General features: G+C 67.1%; 17 protein-coding genes. 6 read left to right on the top strand and 11 right to left on the bottom strand.

What is annotated here, in order from left to right:
* Nucleotides 1–8 precede the first annotated feature (8 nt).
* The 3 genes from VDQ18_RS07070 to VDQ18_RS07060 all read left to right on the top strand — a co-directional run bounded on the left by VDQ18_RS07070 (nt 9) and on the right by VDQ18_RS07060 (nt 2,633).
* Entirely contained in the window at nt 9–1,007 is a 999-nt protein-coding gene (locus tag VDQ18_RS07070; protein ID WP_323020276.1) for an adenosine deaminase, read from the top strand.
* Nucleotides 1,004–1,636 carry a uracil phosphoribosyltransferase gene (gene upp, locus VDQ18_RS07065; protein WP_323020275.1) on the top strand — a complete coding sequence of 211 codons (633 nt, stop codon included), beginning with the start codon at nt 1,004–1,006 and terminating at the stop codon, nt 1,634–1,636. Before VDQ18_RS07070 ends, upp begins: the two co-directional genes overlap by 4 nt.
* Nucleotides 1,637–1,703: 67 nt before the next feature.
* Nucleotides 1,704–2,633 carry an SPOR domain-containing protein gene (locus VDQ18_RS07060; RefSeq protein WP_323020274.1) on the top strand — a complete coding sequence of 310 codons (930 nt, stop codon included), beginning with the start codon at nt 1,704–1,706 and terminating at the stop codon, nt 2,631–2,633.
* 69 nt (nt 2,634–2,702) lie between these two features.
* Here the strand turns inward: VDQ18_RS07060 and VDQ18_RS07055 are convergent, their stop codons facing one another.
* Both VDQ18_RS07055 and VDQ18_RS07050 read right to left on the bottom strand, forming a co-directional pair.
* Nucleotides 2,703–3,725: a hypothetical protein gene (locus VDQ18_RS07055; RefSeq protein WP_323020273.1), complete on the bottom strand. Its 1,023-nt coding sequence runs from the start codon at nt 3,723–3,725 to the stop codon at nt 2,703–2,705.
* A 108-nt stretch (nt 3,726–3,833) separates the two neighbouring features.
* Nucleotides 3,834–5,456 carry an AMP-binding protein gene (locus VDQ18_RS07050; protein ID WP_323020272.1) on the bottom strand — a complete coding sequence of 541 codons (1,623 nt, stop codon included), beginning with the start codon at nt 5,454–5,456 and terminating at the stop codon, nt 3,834–3,836.
* 80 nt (nt 5,457–5,536) lie between these two features.
* Between VDQ18_RS07050 and VDQ18_RS07045 the strand changes: the two genes are divergently transcribed.
* Entirely contained in the window at nt 5,537–6,448 is a 912-nt protein-coding gene (locus VDQ18_RS07045; protein WP_323020271.1) for a DMT family transporter, read from the top strand.
* 158 nt (nt 6,449–6,606) lie between these two features.
* Nucleotides 6,607–7,302 (top strand): Hint domain-containing protein, encoded by a 696-nt coding sequence (locus VDQ18_RS07040; RefSeq protein ID WP_323020270.1) that lies wholly within the window; start codon nt 6,607–6,609, stop codon nt 7,300–7,302.
* 171 nt (nt 7,303–7,473) lie between these two features.
* On the opposite strand, the gene VDQ18_RS07035 is transcribed toward VDQ18_RS07040, so the two are convergent.
* The 9 genes from VDQ18_RS07035 to VDQ18_RS06995 all read right to left on the bottom strand — a co-directional run bounded on the left by VDQ18_RS07035 (nt 7,474) and on the right by VDQ18_RS06995 (nt 16,436).
* Nucleotides 7,474–9,669 carry a 3-hydroxyacyl-CoA dehydrogenase NAD-binding domain-containing protein gene (locus VDQ18_RS07035; protein WP_323020269.1) on the bottom strand — a complete coding sequence of 732 codons (2,196 nt, stop codon included), beginning with the start codon at nt 9,667–9,669 and terminating at the stop codon, nt 7,474–7,476.
* Nucleotides 9,666–10,160, bottom strand: coding sequence for a cupin domain-containing protein (locus VDQ18_RS07030; RefSeq protein WP_323020268.1), 495 nt, complete (start codon nt 10,158–10,160; stop codon nt 9,666–9,668). Before VDQ18_RS07030 ends, VDQ18_RS07035 begins: the two co-directional genes overlap by 4 nt.
* Complete coding sequence (locus VDQ18_RS07025; RefSeq protein ID WP_323020267.1) at nt 10,160–11,371, bottom strand: acetyl-CoA C-acetyltransferase; 1,212 nt, start codon at nt 11,369–11,371, stop codon at nt 10,160–10,162. Before VDQ18_RS07025 ends, VDQ18_RS07030 begins: the two co-directional genes overlap by 1 nt.
* A 12-nt stretch (nt 11,372–11,383) precedes the next feature.
* Nucleotides 11,384–12,022 (bottom strand): glutathione S-transferase, encoded by a 639-nt coding sequence (locus VDQ18_RS07020; protein ID WP_323020266.1) that lies wholly within the window; start codon nt 12,020–12,022, stop codon nt 11,384–11,386.
* Between the two features lie 331 nt (nt 12,023–12,353).
* Entirely contained in the window at nt 12,354–13,508 is a 1,155-nt protein-coding gene (locus VDQ18_RS07015; RefSeq protein ID WP_323020265.1) for an acyl-CoA dehydrogenase family protein, read from the bottom strand.
* A 31-nt stretch (nt 13,509–13,539) separates the two neighbouring features.
* Nucleotides 13,540–13,752 (bottom strand): hypothetical protein, encoded by a 213-nt coding sequence (locus VDQ18_RS07010; protein ID WP_323020264.1) that lies wholly within the window; start codon nt 13,750–13,752, stop codon nt 13,540–13,542.
* The gene (locus VDQ18_RS07005) at nt 13,752–14,198 is read right to left on the bottom strand and encodes a GFA family protein (RefSeq protein WP_323020263.1); all 447 of its coding nucleotides are present in this window, start codon (nt 14,196–14,198) and stop codon (nt 13,752–13,754) included. Before VDQ18_RS07005 ends, VDQ18_RS07010 begins: the two co-directional genes overlap by 1 nt.
* 35 nt (nt 14,199–14,233) lie before the next feature.
* Complete coding sequence (locus VDQ18_RS07000; protein ID WP_323020262.1) at nt 14,234–16,012, bottom strand: acyl-CoA dehydrogenase C-terminal domain-containing protein; 1,779 nt, start codon at nt 16,010–16,012, stop codon at nt 14,234–14,236.
* 31 nt (nt 16,013–16,043) lie between these two features.
* A complete protein-coding gene (locus VDQ18_RS06995) occupies nt 16,044–16,436 on the bottom strand; it encodes a MerR family DNA-binding transcriptional regulator (protein ID WP_323020261.1) in 393 nt (130 codons plus the stop codon).
* A 247-nt stretch (nt 16,437–16,683) separates the two neighbouring features.
* Here VDQ18_RS06995 and VDQ18_RS06990 point away from each other — a divergent pair, with 247 nt between their 5' ends.
* Entirely contained in the window at nt 16,684–16,995 is a 312-nt protein-coding gene (locus tag VDQ18_RS06990) for a hypothetical protein (RefSeq protein ID WP_323020260.1), read from the top strand.
* Nucleotides 16,996–17,339 lie beyond the last annotated feature (344 nt).

The raw sequence follows: 17,339 nt of genomic DNA, 5'->3' as shown, positions 1-17,339 counted from the left end.
CGTTTCCTGTGAGCGAAAAGATCGACCCCGCCCTGCCGAAAGTCGAACTGCACCTGCATTTCGAAGGCGCGGCGCCGCCCGCCTTCATCCGGGGGCTGGCCAAGGAGAAGAACCTCGACATCTCGAAGATCTTCACCGAGGACGGCGGCTATGCCTATCGCGACTTCTGGCATTTCCTGGAGGTGTATGAGGCCGCGACCTCGACCCTGCAAACGCCCGAGGATTTCCACCGCCTGTGCCTAGCGGTGCTGGAGGACCGCGCCCGGGATGGCGTGATCTATGCCGAAACCTTCCTGTCGCCCGATTTCTGCGGCGGCGGCGATGTGTCGGCCTGGCGCGAATACCTGCACGCGATCGAGGAAGCGGCAGCCATCGGCCAGCGCGACCATGGCGTGACGCTGAAAGGCATCGTCACCGCCATCCGCCATTTCGGGCCCGAGAAATCCCGCGCCACGGCCCTCTGCGCGGCCGAGACAAAGGGCGATTTCCTGACCGGCTTCGGCATCGCCGGGGACGAGAAGATGCACCATCCGAAGGACTTCACCTGGGCCTTCGACTGCGCGCGCGAAGCGGGGCTGCGCCTGACTGCCCATGCCGGCGAATGGGGCGGGGCGCAATCGGTCAGGGATGCGCTCGATTACCTGAAACCCGAACGCATCGGCCATGGCGTGCAGGCCATCGACGACCTGGCCCTCGTGGACCGGCTGGCCGAGGACCGCGTGGTGCTGGAGGTCTGCCCGGGCTCGAACGTCTTCCTCGGCGTCTATCCCAGCTTCCCGGCGCATCCCGTGGACAAGCTGCGCGAGCGGGAGGTGATCGTCACCCTTTCGACCGACGATCCGCCCTTCTTCCGCACCACGCTGGTTCAGGAATACGAGGCGCTGACCAAGGCCTTTAGCTGGACAGAGGCGGATTTCCGCGCCATCAACGCCGATGCCGCCCGTGCCGCTTTCTGCGATGCGGCGACCAAGGACCGCATTCTCCAGATCATCGAGGGCCGCGCATGACCGAAATGTTGACCGTCGTCACCCATCCGCTGGTGCAGCACAAGCTGAGCATCATGCGCGACAAGGACACGTCCACCTCCAAGTTCCGCCAGCTCTTGCGCGAAATCTCGATGCTGCTGGCCTATGAGGTGACGCGCGACCTGCCGATGACCACGGTCACCATCGACACGCCGCTCTGCCCGATGGACGCGCCGATGCTGGAGGGGCGCAAGCTGGCGCTGGTGTCGATCCTGCGGGCGGGCAACGGTCTTCTGGACGGGATCCTGGAGTTGATCCCGGCGGCGCGGGTCGGGTTCGTCGGCCTCTACCGCGACCCCGAGACGCTGCAACCCGTTGAATATTACTGCAAGCTGCCGCCGGATCTGGACCAGCGCTGGACCATCGTCGTGGACCCGATGCTGGCCACCGGCAATTCCTCGGCCGCGGCGGTCGATCTGCTGAAGAAGGCGGGGGCGAAGAACATCCTCTTCATGTGCCTGCTGGCCGCGCCCGAGGGCGTCAAGCGCATGCAGGAGGCGCATCCCGATGTCCGCATCGTCACCGCAGCGCTGGACAGCCATCTCAACGATCACGGCTATATCGTTCCCGGACTAGGGGATGCGGGCGACCGGATGTTCGGGACTAAATAAGGGGCGTTTACCCTTTACTCTGCCGAATCGGCGTAGCATCCTTCCGGCGGGCAACAGGGGGTTCGCCATGGGTATCAGGATGCTTTCGGCCGCGGCGCTGGCCGCCCTGGTCTGCGCCACCGCCGCCGGGGCGCAGAGCGCGCGGATTCCGGCCGAGGTTCCGCCTGCGGGCTATTCCGACTCGCAATATGTCGATTCGAACGGCTGCGTCTTCGTGCGCGCCGGGTTCAACGGCACCGTGACCTGGGTGCCGCGCTATGGCAACGACCGCCAGCCGATGTGCGGCTTCATGCCCACCGGCGGCGCCGGGGCCACGCAGGTCGCCGACAGCACTGTGCAGGCCCCCGCCGCGCCGCCGCCGGTGACCGTGTCCGCGCCGCCCGCGCAGGTTGGCAGCGGCATCCGCGTGCGGACCTCGGGCGGGGTCGAGGCCGAAGTGCTGGCGCCGCCTCGCAGCCGCTCCCGCGCCGCCACCACCGCCTATGCCGCGCCCCGGGCGCCGGTCCTGCCGGAGCCTGCTGCGCCGCAGGTCACCCTGTCGGACAGCCAGGGATACGCGACCGGGCGTCGTCGCGACGGGTTGGGCCGGGCCTTCTGCGGCCTCAACCCCTGCGTCACCGCGGGCATGCCGGGCTTCATGCACGGCGCCAATGCGACCGAGCCGCGGGCCCGCAGCCCGCAGCCGACCGTCTCGACCATGGGCACCACCGCCGCCATCGACAGCCGCCCGCAGAACGGCGGCGGGCTTCAGACCGGCGGCGGGCGGATGACCAACGGGCAATACGTGCAGGTCGGCGTCTATGGCTCGGCCTCGAACGCCAGCGCGGCGGCGGCCAATCTGCAGGCCAACGGCATGCCGGTGGCCATGGCCCGCGCGGTGGCGGGCGGCAGCGAATACCGCGTGATCCTGGCCGGGCCCTTCGCCGATGCCGGTCAGGTCAGCGCTGCCCTGCGCCATGCCCGGGCGCTGGGCTACACGGACGCCTTCATCCGCTAGACGATACCCGGATGAAGGTCAGATCCCCGGATCCGCAAGGGTCCGGGGTTTTTTCATGCGCGGGGCCGGTCAATGGGCGCAGATCGCCTGCACCGTCAGCCATTCGCCGTCGCTGAGCAGCCGTTCGGCCGCGCGGGGCTGCGCCGGGCGGTCGGCCAGCGCCTGGGACAGGGCCTGACGGCCCTCGGGCAGGGACATGGCATAGGGCAGCGGCGAGACGCCGATCTGGTCCAGCGCCTCGCCCAGGGCAGCGGCGCGGGGCAGGGCCGGGGGCCGCTGCAGCCGCTGGCGGGCGTAGCCGCGCAGCGAATCCTCGGGCAGCGTGCCGGTGGTCAGCAGGGTCAGCGTCGCCCGCGTGCCTGCCGCCGACAGCAGGTCCAGCAACGGATCGGTGGTATCGCGCGCCTGCGCCTCGGCCAGAAGATAGCCCGCCAGCGCCTCGGGGCTGTCCAGGCGCGAGACCAGCGCGTCGCCCAGCACGATCAGCCGCCCCGGCAGATGCGCCGCTTCCAGCCCGGTGATGCCGGTCATCACCACCACCCGCCAGTCGCTGCCCAGCACCCGGTTGCGCAGCGTGGCGAGCGATTGCCGGCCGTCGGGATCGGCGCAGATCCGTTCGCTGGCGGCGCTTTCGAAGATCATGTCCAGCGCCTCGCGCCCGATCTGCACGCGCGCCGCTTCCGGCACGATGGCGGCGGTGCGGGCGACCAGCACGCCGGGCAGCCAGAGGAACCCGGCCAGCGCCAGTGCCACCACGCCCGCGCCCAGCCCCAGCCTGAGCCAGCGCATCGGCGGCTTGGGGCTCAGCGCGGCGCGGATCGTTTCCAGCGCCTCGATCAGCAGGGCGTCGTCCAGTTCCAGCGTCTCGCTGTCGCCGTCGCTGAGGGGGGTATAGACCGCGGGCCGCGTGCCCTTGTTCATCCGCACCACGGCGGGGAGCGACCAATGGCTGAGCGCCTGGCCGGATTTGGTATCGGCGATGATCAGGCTGGAATCGCCCAGCGACACGACAACATCGCGCCGCTGTTCGTCAGGGCCCGCCCGCCAGACGCCCGAGCCTTCCAGCCGCGCGTATTTTTCAAGCGCCGTCATGCCTCAACTGCCGCCCGGTTTTTGTTCTTTGGCCTTGGTGCCCATGCTACCCGAGGAGGCCCCGCCGCGCCAGTGCCGGGCGCGATTTGCGCGCCCGGCGGGCCCGGATCATAGGGTTTTGGCCAGCGCGCGGAGTTCGAACTTCTGGATCTTCCCGGTCGAGGTCTTGGGAAGCTCGTGGAAGATCACCCGTTTCGGTGTCTTGAACCCGGCCAGCCGCTCGCGGCAGAAGGCGATCAGCTCGGCCTCGGTCGCCGCCATCCCCTCCTTCAGCTCGACAAAGGCGCAGGGCACCTCGCCCCATTTGTCGTCCGGTTTCGCCACCACGGCGCAGAGCGACACCGCGGGATGGTGGGCCAGCGCCCCCTCCACCTCGACCGAACTGACGTTTTCCCCGCCCGAGATGATGATGTCCTTCGAGCGGTCGGCGATCTTGATGTAGCCGTCCTCGTGCATGAAGGCGATGTCGCCCGAGTGGAAATAGCCGCCGCGGAACGCCTCCTGCGTGGCCTCGGGGTTGCGGAAATAGCCCTTCATCACGCCGTTGCCGCGGTGCATGATCTCGCCCAGCGCGGCGCCGTCGCGGGCCACCGGCTGCATCTGCGCGTCCAGCACGGTGATCTCTTCCATGAAGGGCATTTTCACCCCGGTCCGCGCTTTCACAGCCGCGCGTTCGTCGGCGGGCAGCGCTTCGAACCCCTCATGCCAGGTGCATTCGGTGGCCGGGCCGTAGGTCTCGGTCAACCCGTAGACCTGCGTCACGTTGAAGCCCAGCGGCTCGATGGCGGCCAGAGTCGCGGCGGGGGGCGGGGCGCCGGCGGTGAAGACCTCGACCACATGGTCGAAGGGCAGGCGGTCTTCCGGCTTGGCGGCGACGATGGTGTTCAGCACGATCGGCGCACCGCCGAAATGGGTGGCGCCCTCGATGGCGATGGCCTGATAGACCCCCTTGGCGGTGATGTCGCGCAGGCAGATGATGGCGCCGCCCAGCGCCGGGATCATCCAGGGATGGCACCAGGCGTTGCAATGGAACATCGGCACGATGGTCAGATAGCGCGGATACAGCGTCATGCGCCAGGAAATCGGCTGGCTCAGGGTGGCCAGATAGGCGCCGCGGTGGTGATAGACCACGCCCTTGGGCCGCCCGGTCGTGCCGCTGGTATAGTTCAGCGCCAGCGATTCCCATTCATCCTCGGGCATCACCCAGGCGAAGTCAGGATCGCCCGAGGCGACCAGATCCTCATAGACCATATGCCGCCCGCTGGGGGCGACGCCCGCCTGCGGGTCCGGGACTTCAACGATCTTCGGCCCGCCGCCGATGATGATGCAGGCCCGCTCCGCCAGTTCGACCAGCGAGCTGTCGACCAGCGCCACCTTGGCCCCGCCATGTTCGAAGATATAGGCGACGGTATCCAGATCGAGCCGCGTGTTGATCGCGTTCAGCACCGCCCCCGCTGCCGGGACCGCGAAATGCGCCTCGGCATGGCTGGGCACGTTGGGCAACAGCGTCGCCACCACATTGCCGGGCTTGACCCCCAGCTTGCTCAGCGCCGAGGCCAGCTTCGTGACCCGCGCGTGATATTCGGCATAGGTCCAGCGCTCGGTGCCATAGACCAGCGCCTCGCGCCCGGCGAAGAGGTCGGCGGCGCGCGCCAGATGCGAGAGGGGCGTGAGCGGGACGTAATTCGCCCGGCATTTCCCCAGCCCCGATTCGTCTGCCAGCCATCCCATGGAGTTCCCCCTTGCCAAGGTGTTGCGCTTCTGCTTCGCCATTGTGGCGGCAGTTCGCGCCGTCGGAAAGGGGCCACGGCATGTCTGCCACCACGCTCAATCGAACGCGCGCGGCGCTGCTGGCGGTGCTGGGCTATGCCCTGCTGATCGGCTTCACCGACAATTTCGTGCGCCTCGTGGCCGAGGAGACGGGCCTGTGGCAATTCCACGCCCTGCGCAGCGCCATGGGCGTCGTGCTGTTCGCGCTGGGCGCCCGGCTCTTCGGGCTGGATCTGGCGCCGAAGCGCTGGGGGCCGATGATCGCCCGCTCGGCGATCCACGCGGCCGCGATGCTGGTCTATTTCGGCTGTCTCGCCTTCCTGACCGTGGCCCAGACCGCGGCCGGGCTCTTCACCGCGCCGATCTTCGTGCTGCTCTTCTCGCGCTTCCTGTTTGGTCATGCTCTGGGGCCGGTGCGCATCGCCGCCGTGGCGCTGGGCTTTGTCGGTGTGGTGCTGGTGCTGCAACCCGGCTCGCAATCGCCGCTGGGCTGGGCCAGCCTGTTCCCGGTGGTGGCAGGCGCGCTCTATGCGCTGGGCAACCTCGCCACCCGCGAATGGTGCGAGGGCGAAAGCGCGGCCTCGCTGACGCTGGGGTTCTTCGTGGCGCTGGGGCTGGCGGGGCTGGTCGGCATGGGGATCCTGGCGCTCTGGCAGCCCGAGGTTCCGGCGGGCGCCGCGGGCTTCATCCTCAGGGGCTGGGTGATGCCCTCGGGCATGGTGCTGTTCTGGACCTTCGTGCAGGCGCTGGGCTCGACCCTGGCGGTGAGCCTGATGGTGCGGGCCTATCAGTTGGCCGATGCCAGCCGCGTCTCGGTCTTCGAATACGTGATTCTGCCGGTCTCGGCCCTGTGGAGCTGGATCCTCTGGGGGCAGACCATCACCGCGCTGGCGGTGCTGGGCATGGGGCTGATCGTCGCCGCCGGGACCATGATCGCGGTCCGCAACCGCTGACCCCGATTGTCACCCTCGCCTCCCAATTGTGGCAGGGAAGGTGGTTAACGAATAGTAATTACCTCAATTTTTCCCTTTTTGGTCCCCGTCTTCGCCACGGGTGCCCCGCCATATGGTCCCATCGAAACGCACAAAAGCGTCCGATGGAGGGACCGACAATGTTGCATTCTTGGATTGGTGGTTCGGTAGGTATCGGGAAGTATGTCCCGTTTTCATTCGCGGATCGCGGCAATCTGTGGCCGTCGACCCCGGTCGAGGGGTTCGGCCCGGCGCAGGCCCAGCACGATGCCGCCGGTATCGCCCAGGGGCTGATCGCGGGCACGCTGGTGGCCACCGAAACCGGCTGGCAGCCGGTCGAGGATCTGCAACCCGGCGACCGCATCGTGACCTTCGATCACGGGATGCGGCCCCTGCGCGCCGTGCGGATCAGCACGCTCTATACCGCCGCCGAGGCCGCGCCGCAGCGCCTCTGGCCACTGTCGATCCCGGCCGGGGCGCTGGGCAACCGCTCGGACCTGCGGGTGCTGCCCGACCAGCCGGTGCTGATCGAATCGGACGCGGCCGAGGCGCTTTATGGCGACGCGTTCCTCATGCTGCCGGTCGGCGTGCTCGACGGCTATCGCGGCATCACCCGGGTCCCCCCGGCGCGGGAAATGACCGTGGTGGCGCTGGAATTCGACAATGACGAAGTGGTCTATGTGAACGGCACGCTGCTGGCACAATGCCCCGCGCCCGAGGTGGCGACGACCGAGGGCCAGATCGAGCGCCTGCGCGGTGCCTCGCCGCTGCGCTATCAGCGGCTGACCGAACAGCAGGGCCGCCGCCTGGTCGAGGCGATGCATCTGGGCGCCTGAGTCGCGCCCTGCGTTTCCTCCCTCCATGAAACGCCAAACGCGCGGCATCCTGCGATGCCGCGCGTTTTTCGTAGGGTGGGATTCCACCCACCACCCGGCCCCGGTAGGGTGGGATTCCACCCACCACCCGGCCCCGGTAGGGTGGGATTTCATCCCACCCCGTGACCCAGCTCAGGCCGCGACCGTCACCGCTTTCGGCCCGTAGAAGGTTTCGCCCGTCTCGGCCATCTTGCGCAGCAGCGCCGGTGCCGCGAACCGTGCGCCGAACTTCGCTTCCAGCCCGTCGCAGATCGCCACGGCCTTCTTCGCGCCGATGATGTCCAGCCAGCCGAAGGGGCCGCCCGACCAGGGCGCGAAGCCCCAGCCGAGGATGGCGCCCACATCGCCCTCGCGGATGTCTTCCAGCACGCCCTCTTCCAGCGCCCGGACCGCTTCCAGCACCTGCGCCATCATCAGGCGGTTCTGGACTTCCTCCAGCGCCGCGCCTTCCAGCGCCGGATACTTGTCGTTGAAGCCCTTCCAGTAGCCCTGACGCTTGCCGGTCTCGTCGTAGTTGAAGAACCCGGCCTTCGACTTGCGGCCCAGGCGGCCCTCGTCGACCATCCAGAACACCACCTCGTCCACGGCCTCGTCCGGGTAATCGTTGCCCATCGCCGCCTTGGTCGCCTTGGCGATCTTGGCGCCGAGGTCGAGCGAGGTCTCGTCGACCAGCGTGATCGGCCCGACCGGGAAGCCCAGAAGCTGCGCGGCGCGGTCCACCATCGGCAGCGGCACCCCTTCCGAGGCCAGCCGCATCCCCTCGTTGATATAGGGGATGATGCAGCGGTTGGCGTAGAAGAAGCGCGCGTCGTTCACCACGATCGGCGTCTTGCGGATCTGGCGGACGTAATCCAGCGCCTTGGCCACGGCGCGCGGGCCGGTCTTGGCGCCCTTGATGATCTCGACCAGCAGCATCTTGTCGACGGGGCTGAAGAAGTGGATGCCGATGAACTGCTCGGGGCGGCTGGAGGCCGCGGCGAGCGAGGTGATCGGCAGGGTCGAGGTGTTCGAGGCATAGATCGCGGTTTCCGGGATCACCGCCTCGGCCTTGGCGGTGACTTCCGCCTTGACCTTCGGGTCCTCGAACACCGCTTCGACGATCAGGTCGCACCCGGCCAGATCGGCGTAATCGGTGGTGGTCCTGATCTGGCCCAGCACCTTGGCCTTCTTCTCCTCGGTGACCTTGCCGCGCTTCATCCCCTTGTCGAGGATGCCGGTGGAATAGGCCTTGCCCTTCTCCGCCGCCTCGATGGTGCTGTCCAGCAGCACCACCTCGATGCCCGCCAAAGCCGAGACATAGGCGATGCCCGCGCCCATCATGCCCGCGCCCAGCACGCCCACCTTCTTCACCTTCTCATCCGGCACGTCGGGCCGGTTCGCGCCCTTCTCCAGCGCGCCCTTGTTGACAAAGAGCGAGCGGATCATGGCGCTGGACGAGGGGTTCATCAGCACGCTGACGAAATGCCGTGCCTCGATCTTCAGGGCGGTGTCGAAGGGCACCTGCAGCCCTTCATAGACCGCGCTCAGCAGCGCCTTGGCCGCCGGATAGGCGCCCCAGGTCTGGGCATGGACCATGACCGAGGCGCCGACGAAGGTCGGGAAGCCCGGCGCCGAATAGGGCGTGCCGCCCGGCACCTTGTAGCCCTTGGTATCCCAGGGCTTCACCAGATCGGCGTCCTTGGCGCCCAGCACCCAGGCCTTGGCCGAGGCCAGCAGCTGATCGGCCGGGACCACCTCGTCGATGACGCCCGCGGCCTTGGCCTTTTTCGGATCGTTGGCCTTGCCCTCCAGCAGCAGGGGCGCTGCCATCATCGCGCCCAGCTTCCACGACAGCCGCGTGGTGCCCCCGGCGCCGGGGAAGATGCCGACCTTGATCTCGGGCAGGCCGATCTGCGCCTTGGGATTGTCGGCGGCAAAGATGCGGTGGGTGGACAGCGGCAGTTCCAGCCCGATCCCCATGGCGGTGCCGGGCAGGGCGGCGGCGGTGGGCTTGCCGCCTTTCTGCGTCTTGCGGTCCATGCCCGCCAGCTCGATCTTCCTGAGCAGCGCATGCATCGACATGATCCCGTCGAACAGCCCCTGCGCCGGGTTGTCGCCCGCGTTGTTGCGCATGTCGGCCAGCACGTTCAGGTCCATGCCGCCGGCGAAATCCGCCTTGCCCGAGGTGATGACAATGCCCTTCACCGCCGGATCGGCATGCGCCTTGTCGATGGCGGCCTCCAGCTCGCCCAGCCCCTCAAAGGACATGACGTTCATCGTCTTGCCCGGCACGTCCCAGGTGATGACGGCCACGCCGTCCGCGTCCACGTCGTAATGGAATTCGGTCATTTCTGGTCTCCCTTCGGCAGGTCGCGGGGCCCAGCCCAGGCGCTGCCGTCGTGATAGGTGAAGCGGGCGTCGCCGCCCTCCATGTGAATCTGCATGTCGACCTCGGTATAGGTCGCGATTTCGCGCTCGGCCTTCGAGCCGACGACGAGGAAAGACGCCTCGGCCTCCGAGCGGTTGACGAAATGGTGCCCCTCGGCCACGCCCGCCTTCCAGGCGGCGCAATCGCCGGGCCGCATCACCGTCTCGCCCGAGTCCTCGCGGAGGATCAACTCGCCCGTCAGCACGATGGCGAATTCGTCTTCCCGCAGGTGCCAGTGGCGCAGCGACGCCACCGCCCCCGGCTGCAGATAGACGATGTTCACCCCGAACTGCGTCAGCCCCGCCGCCTGCCCCAGCCGGTGCGACGAGCGTCCGGCCATCTGGCTGTTATAGGGCTCGGGATAGACCGAGCCGGTGCGATAGGGCGTCTGGGCGATGTCGATCTTCGGCATCACACGCGCTCGATGATCGTGGCGGCCCCCATGCCCGAGCCGATGCAGAGCGTGGCAAGGCCGGTGCCCTTGCCGGTGCGCTCCAGCTCATCGAGCAGCGCGCCGAGGATGATCGCCCCGGTCGCGCCCAGCGGGTGACCCATGGCGATCGAGCCGCCGTTGACGTTGACCTTGGCATGGTCCACGTCGAAAGCCTGCTCGAAACGCAGCACGACCGTGGCGAAAGCCTCGTTCACCTCGAAGAGGTCGAGGTCCTTGATCGACATGCCGCTCTCGCGCAGGATCTTCTCGGTCACGGGGACGGGGCCGGTCAGCATGATCGTCGGATCGGTGCCGATCTTGGCCGTGGCACGGATCCGGGCGCGGGGTTTCAGCCCGTATTTCTCGCCGAATTCCTTGTTGCCGATCAGGATCGCCGCGGCGCCATCGACGATGCCCGAGGAATTCCCGGCATGGTGGATATGGTTCACATATTCCAGCTCCGGGTATTTCATCAGGGCGATCTTGTCGAAGCCCGGCATCACCTCGCCCATGTCCTTGAAGCTGGGCTTCAACGCGCCGAGGCTCTGCATGTCCGTCTCGGGCCGCATGAATTCGTCCCGGTCCAAGATGGTGAGGCCGTTCATGTCCTTGACGGTGATGACGGATTTGTCGAACCGCCCCGCCGCCCAGGCCGCCGCCGCCCGCTTCTGGCTTTCCACCGCCATGGCATCGGCCATGTCGCGGGTGAAGCCGTATTTGGTGGCGATGATGTCGGCGCTGATCCCTTGGGGCACAAAGTAATTGTCGATGGCGATCTGCGGATCGACGGCGATGGCGCCACCATCCGTGCCCATCGGCACCCGGCTCATGCATTCGACCCCGCCCGCGACATAGGCCATGCCGGCCCCGCCGCGGATCTGGTTGGCGGCCATGTTCACGGCCTCCAGCCCCGAGGCGCAGAACCGGTTGATGGAAACGCCCGGCACCTGCTCGTCGAAATCCGACGCCAGCACGGCGGTCCGCGCGAGGCACGCGCCCTGTTCGCCGATCTGGGTCACGTTGCCCCAGATCACATCTTCGATGGCGCGGGTATCCAGATCGTTGCGCTCCTTCAGCGCGTTCAGCGCGATGGCGGACAGGCGGGCGGCGGTGACCTCGTGCAGGCTGCCGTCCTTGCGCCCCTTGCCGCGCACCGTGCGGGCGGCGTCGTAGATATAGGCGTCGGTCATGTCAGGGTCTCCTCAGGCCTTGGCCCGGTCGGCGGGCGAGCCGGGCATCATGTCATAGGGATGTTTCCAGCCGGGCAGCGCCGAGAGGCGGTCCAGCCAGCGGTCGATGTTCGGCCAGTCCGCGCGGGAAAAGCCGTAGGGTTCCGGGTAATAGAGATAGCCACAGCAGGCGGTGTCGGCGATGGTGACGTCACGGCCGACGATCCAATCACGTCCCGTCAGATGCGCGTCGAGCGTGGCATAGGCGGCCTTCAGACGCCCCTGCATGAAGCCGATGACCTCCTTCGGGCGCTTCTCCTCGGGCAGGAAGTTCATCAGGAAGCGGGTCATGCCCGCCTGGCTGGACAGCTTGTGGTTGTCCCACAGGATCCAGCGCATGACCTCCTCCTCCTCGCCCGGCGCGCCGCCCAGCTTGCCGGTCGCCTTGACGACATGCAGCTGGATCGCGCCCGACTGGCTGAGGACGGTATCCCCCTCGACCAGCAAAGGCGCCTCGCCCATGACGTTGAGCGCCCGGTACTCGGGCGTCCGCGTCTCGCCGCCGAAGAAATCGACATAGCGCGGCGCCCAGTCATAGCCCGAAAGCGCCATGGTCAGCGCCGCCTTGTAGGAATTCCCGGATTCGCCGAAGCAATAAAGCTGGGCCGTCATGCGCGCTTCCTTTCGGAGGGGGTGAGGGGGGAGAAGTCAAAAAGGGCGTATTTGAAGCAGAATGAAGGGGCGGGGTCAGGCTTTGTTAACCATGCGCCGGATAGACTTTGTCCACGGTACAGGCTGGCGAGCCGATGACCGTGCAGAGTGAAGCCACCCCGACCCGCTGGAGAGCTTATGGCACAGGCGGGGAGGGGTGTGCTGCTCCGCGCAGATTGGGTTTCATTCTGCTTGAAATACGCACGGGGTTTCCAAAGGGGGGCGTGCCCCCCTTTGGGCAGGGGGTGCGGGGGGCGGCAGCCCCCCGCCCTTTCCCTGACGGGCGCGCCGCTCACAGCGACCTCCCGATCAGTTCCTTCATGATCTCGTTGGTGCCGCCATAGATCCGCTGCACGCGGGCGTCGGTCCACATCTCGGCCACCGCATATTCCTGCATGAAGCCGTAGCCGCCGTGCAGCTGCACGCATTCGTCCAGCACCTGACATTGCAGGTCCGAGAGCCAGTATTTGCTCATCGCCGCCATCTCGACCCTCAGCTCGCCCTTCAGATGCGCCACCATGCAGGTGTCGAGGAAGCTGCGCGCCACCACGGCGTTGGTCTTGCATTCGGCCAGCTTGAAGCGGGTGTTCTGGAAATTGATGATCGGCTGGCCGAAGGCCTCGCGGTCCTTGCAATAGGCGATGGTGCGTTCGACCGCGCCCTCGATCGCCCCGACGGCGCCCAGACCGATGATCAGTCGTTCCTGCGGCAGCTGCTTCATCATCTGGTAAAAGCCCTGTCCCTCGGCGCCGCCCAGCAGGTTCTCGGGCGGCAGGGCGACCTCGTCGAAGAAGAGTTCCGAGGTATCGGCCGCCTTCAGCCCGACCTTCTCCAGATTGCGGCCGCGGCGGAAGCCCTCGGCGCCATCCGTCTCCACGACCATCAGCGACATGCCCTTGGCCTTGGCATTGGGGTCGGTCTTGGCGGCCACCAGGATCAGATTGGCGTGCTGGCCGTTGGTGATGAAGGTCTTGGACCCCGTCAGCCGGTAGCCGTTGCCGTCCTTCACCGCCCGCGTCTTCAGGTTCTGCACGTCCGAGCCGCCCGAGGGCTCGGTCATCGCCAGGGCGCCAACCAGCTCCCCGGTTGCCATTTTCGGCAGCCAGCGGCGTTTCTGCTCCTCGGTGCCATAGGCGTGGATGTAATGGGCGACGATCCCGGAATGGATGCCGTGGCCCCAGCTGGCCAGATTGCAGCGGGCGGCCTCCATCAGGATCACCGCCTCATGGCCGAAATCGCCGCCGGCGCCGCCGTATTCCTCGGGGATCGAGGCGCAAAGGAGCCCCATCTCGCCCGCCTGCCGCCAGGTGTCGCGGTCCATCTCGCCCTGCTGGCGCCAGCGGTCGAACTGCGGCGCCCATTCGCGGGTGATGAAGTCGCGCGTCATCTCGGCGAGCATCTGGTGCTCGTCCGTCATCCAGGGTGAGGGCAGCAGCGGAAATGTCATCGGCAAGGCCCCTCCCAAGGCCGGGCAACCGTTATTTCTTGCGCGCTTCCAGCTCGGCGTTGAACAGCCTGAGCCGGTGCGTGAGATTGTCGTGATGCGTCACGCTCTCGAAATTCTCGAACAGGAACGAGAGCGCCTCGCCCTCGTCCAGCCCCGCCTCGGCGGCGAAGCGCTTGAGCTTGCGATAGCCGTCCTCGCTCATGGCGACGGGGAAGCGGCGGGTCAGGCGCAGGCGTTTGGGCATCACCCCTCCGGGGCTTGCAGGGTGCGGACCTCGGCGAGGATCGCCGGATCGGTGGTTTTCGAGGGCGCATGGGTCAGCGCGTCGAGCCATCCCACCCGCGATTCGACGCTGGCGTTATAGGCGGGATTGAAGGGCGTGCCCTGCACCAGCGATCCCGCCATGAACTCGATCGTGTCGTCCGAGCGGAAATAGAGCGGCGTGCCGCAGGTCGGGCAGAAGCCCCGCCAGGCCACGTTCGAGGAGGCCCATTCGGCGGGCGTCCCCTGCCAACTCACGCGGTCGGCCTGGACCTCGACGAGGGGGGCGAAGGCATTGCCGGTGGCGCGCTGGCACATCCGGCAATGGCAGACGCAATCCTTGGCAGGGCCCGCCGTCACCCGGTAGCGGACGGCGCCGCATTGGCAGCCGCCGCTGAATGCCGGATGCTCGGTAAAGCCCCTGTCCATCGCTCCCCCTCCCCGGGTTTCCTGGCCGTGGGTTCTCAGAACGCCTCGGCTTCCAGCGCCATGACCGGCTCGTCACCCGACAGGATGCGGGCCAGATGCATGCCCGTGGCGGGCAGGCGCCGGGCCATATAGTAGCGGCCGGTCTTGATCTTCGTCTCGTGGAACGTGGCGTCAGCGGCGCCCGCTGCCAAGGCCTCGGACGAGGCTTTGGCCATCAGCGCCCACATGTAGCCCAGGCACACATGGCCGAAGAGATGCATGAAATCCGACGACCCGGCCAGCGCGGCGTTGGGGTTCTTCATGCCCTGCTGCATGAAGAACATCATCGCCGATTGCAGGTCCTTCGAGGCGGCTTTCAGCGGGTCGAGGAACGGAGCCTTCAGCGCCTCGTTGCCCTCGTTCTCCTTGATGAAGCTCTTCACCATCTCGAAGAAGGCCATGGCGGGTTTGCCGCCCTCGGCCGCCAGCTTCCGGCCGACCAGATCCAGCGCCTGCACGCCGTTCGCGCCCTCATAGATCATGGCGATGCGGGCGTCGCGGGCGAACTGGGACATGCCCTGTTCCTCGATATAGCCGTGCCCGCCATAGACCTGCTGCGCCTCGACCGTCATGGCGAAGCCCATGTCGGTCTGGAAGCCCTTGATGACCGGGGTCAGCAGCGAGATCAGGCCCTCGGCCTCCTTGTCGCCAAGGCGATGGCCGCGGTCGATCAGATGCGCACCCCAGAAGGTGAAGGCGCGGGCGCCTTCGATGAAGCTCTTCTGATCCATCAGCATGCGGCGGATATCGGGATGCACGATCAGCGGATCGGCATTGCCGCCCGGGTTCTCGGCCCCGGTCACGGCGCGGCCCTGCAGGCGGTCGCGGGCATAGTCGACGGCGTTCTGATAGGCGGCCTCGGCCTGGGCATAGCCCTGCAGGCCGACGCCCAGACGGGCCTCGTTCATCATGACGAACATGGCCTTCATGCCCTTGTGCAGCTCGCCGATCAGGTAGCCGGTCGCGCCGTCATAGTTCATGACGCAGGTGGCATTGCCGTGAATGCCCATCTTCTCTTCGATCTTGCCGACCGAGACGGCGTTGCGGGCGCCGATCCGGCCCTCATCGTCGACCATGAATTTCGGCACGATGAAGAGGCTGATGCCCTTGGTGCCCTCGCCGCCGCCCGGGGCCTTGGCCAGCACCAGATGGATGACGTTCTCGCTCATGTCGTGATCGCCGGCCGAGATGAAGATCTTCTGCCCGGTGATCTTGTAGGAGCCGTCATCCTGCGGCTCGGCCTTGGTGCGGATCAGACCCAGATCGGTGCCGCAATGCGGCTCGGTCAGGTTCATCGTGCCGGTCCAGTCGAGGCTGACCATCTTCGGCAGCCACTTGGCCTTCTGCTCCTCGGTGCCCGCCGCCAGGATCGCGTTGATCGCGCCATGGGTCAGGCCCTGGTACATGTTGAAGGCCATGTTCGAGGAGACGAAGACCTCGCCCACCGCGGTGCCGACGACATAGGGCAGGTTCTGGCCGCCGTATTCCTCGGGCAGGTCGAGGCCGTTCCAGCCGCCTTCCTTGATCTGCTCGAAAGCGTCCTTGAAGCCGGTGGGCGTGTAGACGATGCCGTTTTCCAGCCGGCAGCCCTCGGTATCGCCGACGGCGTTGAGGGGGGCCAGAACACCCTCGGCCAGCTTGCCGGCCTCGTCGAGGATGGCGGCGGTGAAGTCGCGCTCAAGCTCGGCATAGCCGGGAATGCCGGACTCGGTGGCCTTGAGCACGTCATGCAGCAGGAACTGCATGTCCTTCACGGGGGCTTTGTAGCTGGGCATGGGGTCTCTCCCTGAAACGGATAGGATGGGTTTATTCGGCGGCGGGCCGGAAGGCGGCGAGCATCTCGGCCCCGGCCTCGAGCTGGCTGCGCAGCTCGTCGATGGCCTCGTTCAATTCGTCGCGCTGCTGCTCCATCTGCGCCAGACGCTCACGCGCGGCGGCGACGGTGCGCTTCAACTGCTCGCCCTTCTGGTCGCCGCGGTCATAGAGGTTGAGAAGCTGCCGCATCTCTTCCAGCGCGAAACCGAAGCGCTTGCCGCGCAGGATCAGCGTCAGACGGCCGCGGTCACGGCGCGTGTAAAGGCGCTTCTGCCCGTCGCGGATCGGGCTGATCAGCTCTTTCGATTCGTAGAACCGCAGGGTGCGCGGGGTCACGTCAAAGGCCTCGCACATCTCGCGGATCGTCAGAAGTTCCTGGTCCATACCATACCTCGCTTACCGGGTTGACGTACCGGCAAGGCAACACATAGCGCGATTTGGCGCAGATTGAAGGAAGCTTTACGTTAACGTAAGTCGGGACGCTGCGTCACGAAGTGACCTTTACGTCAGGTCGTGGCGGCGCGGCGGAGGAAGGGGCCTGCGGGGGCCAGGCGCGAGGCCTCTTGACCCGGCTCACGACCGTGTCGACGCTGGCGGGATCGGGGTATGCGGGGGCGGGGGCAAGGGCACGATGACGACCTGGCGACTATTCCAAGGGGTGGTGATTTTCCTTGTTGTGACTGAAGTTTACCGGACGATGAACCCGGGGCCTTGTGCGCTGACGGGACCGGTGACGGCCTGGATGGGGATCGCCCTCACGCTGCCGTCCGGCATCGGCGTGGCGGGCACCGGGAGGCAACTGGCCGAAGGCCGCCGCCTGCTGGTCATGCCGTTCGTGACGGTAGCGCTGCTCGCCTGCGCGTCGCGGCTGCTCCACCGGAGGCTCTCGACGCCAGTCTTCTATCACGGTCACTTGATGAAGACCCCGGTGCCGCCCTGCTGAGAGGGGGGAGGGGTTTCGCCCTCGTTGCCCGCTGTCGCGGGCGCCGAGTCTCTAGAGACGAAACGGGGGCGACCAGCGGCGCGGCGTGCCGCCGCGCCGAAGAAGGGGGGCCGTCTGCCCCCCTCTGCCCTGCGGGCATTCACCCCCCGAGGATATTTTAAGAACGAAGATTGCGGGTTAGCGCCCTCTTAACCTTCATCTTTGTTCTCCAAATATCCTCGGGGGTTTCCAAAGGGGGCCCGAAGGTCCCCTTTGGCGGGGGGTGCGGGGGGCTGGCCCCCCGCATGGCCCCGGCACGCCGCAGAGGTGGGGCGCGTTGAAACCGGGTGCGGGCGGGTGCATAT

This window comes from Pararhodobacter sp., from assembly GCF_034676075.1.
Taxonomy (GTDB): Bacteria; Pseudomonadota; Alphaproteobacteria; order Rhodobacterales; family Rhodobacteraceae; genus Pararhodobacter.
The sequence above is the reverse complement of the archived record's forward strand: the minus strand, read 5'-3'. Positions and strand labels throughout refer to the sequence as shown.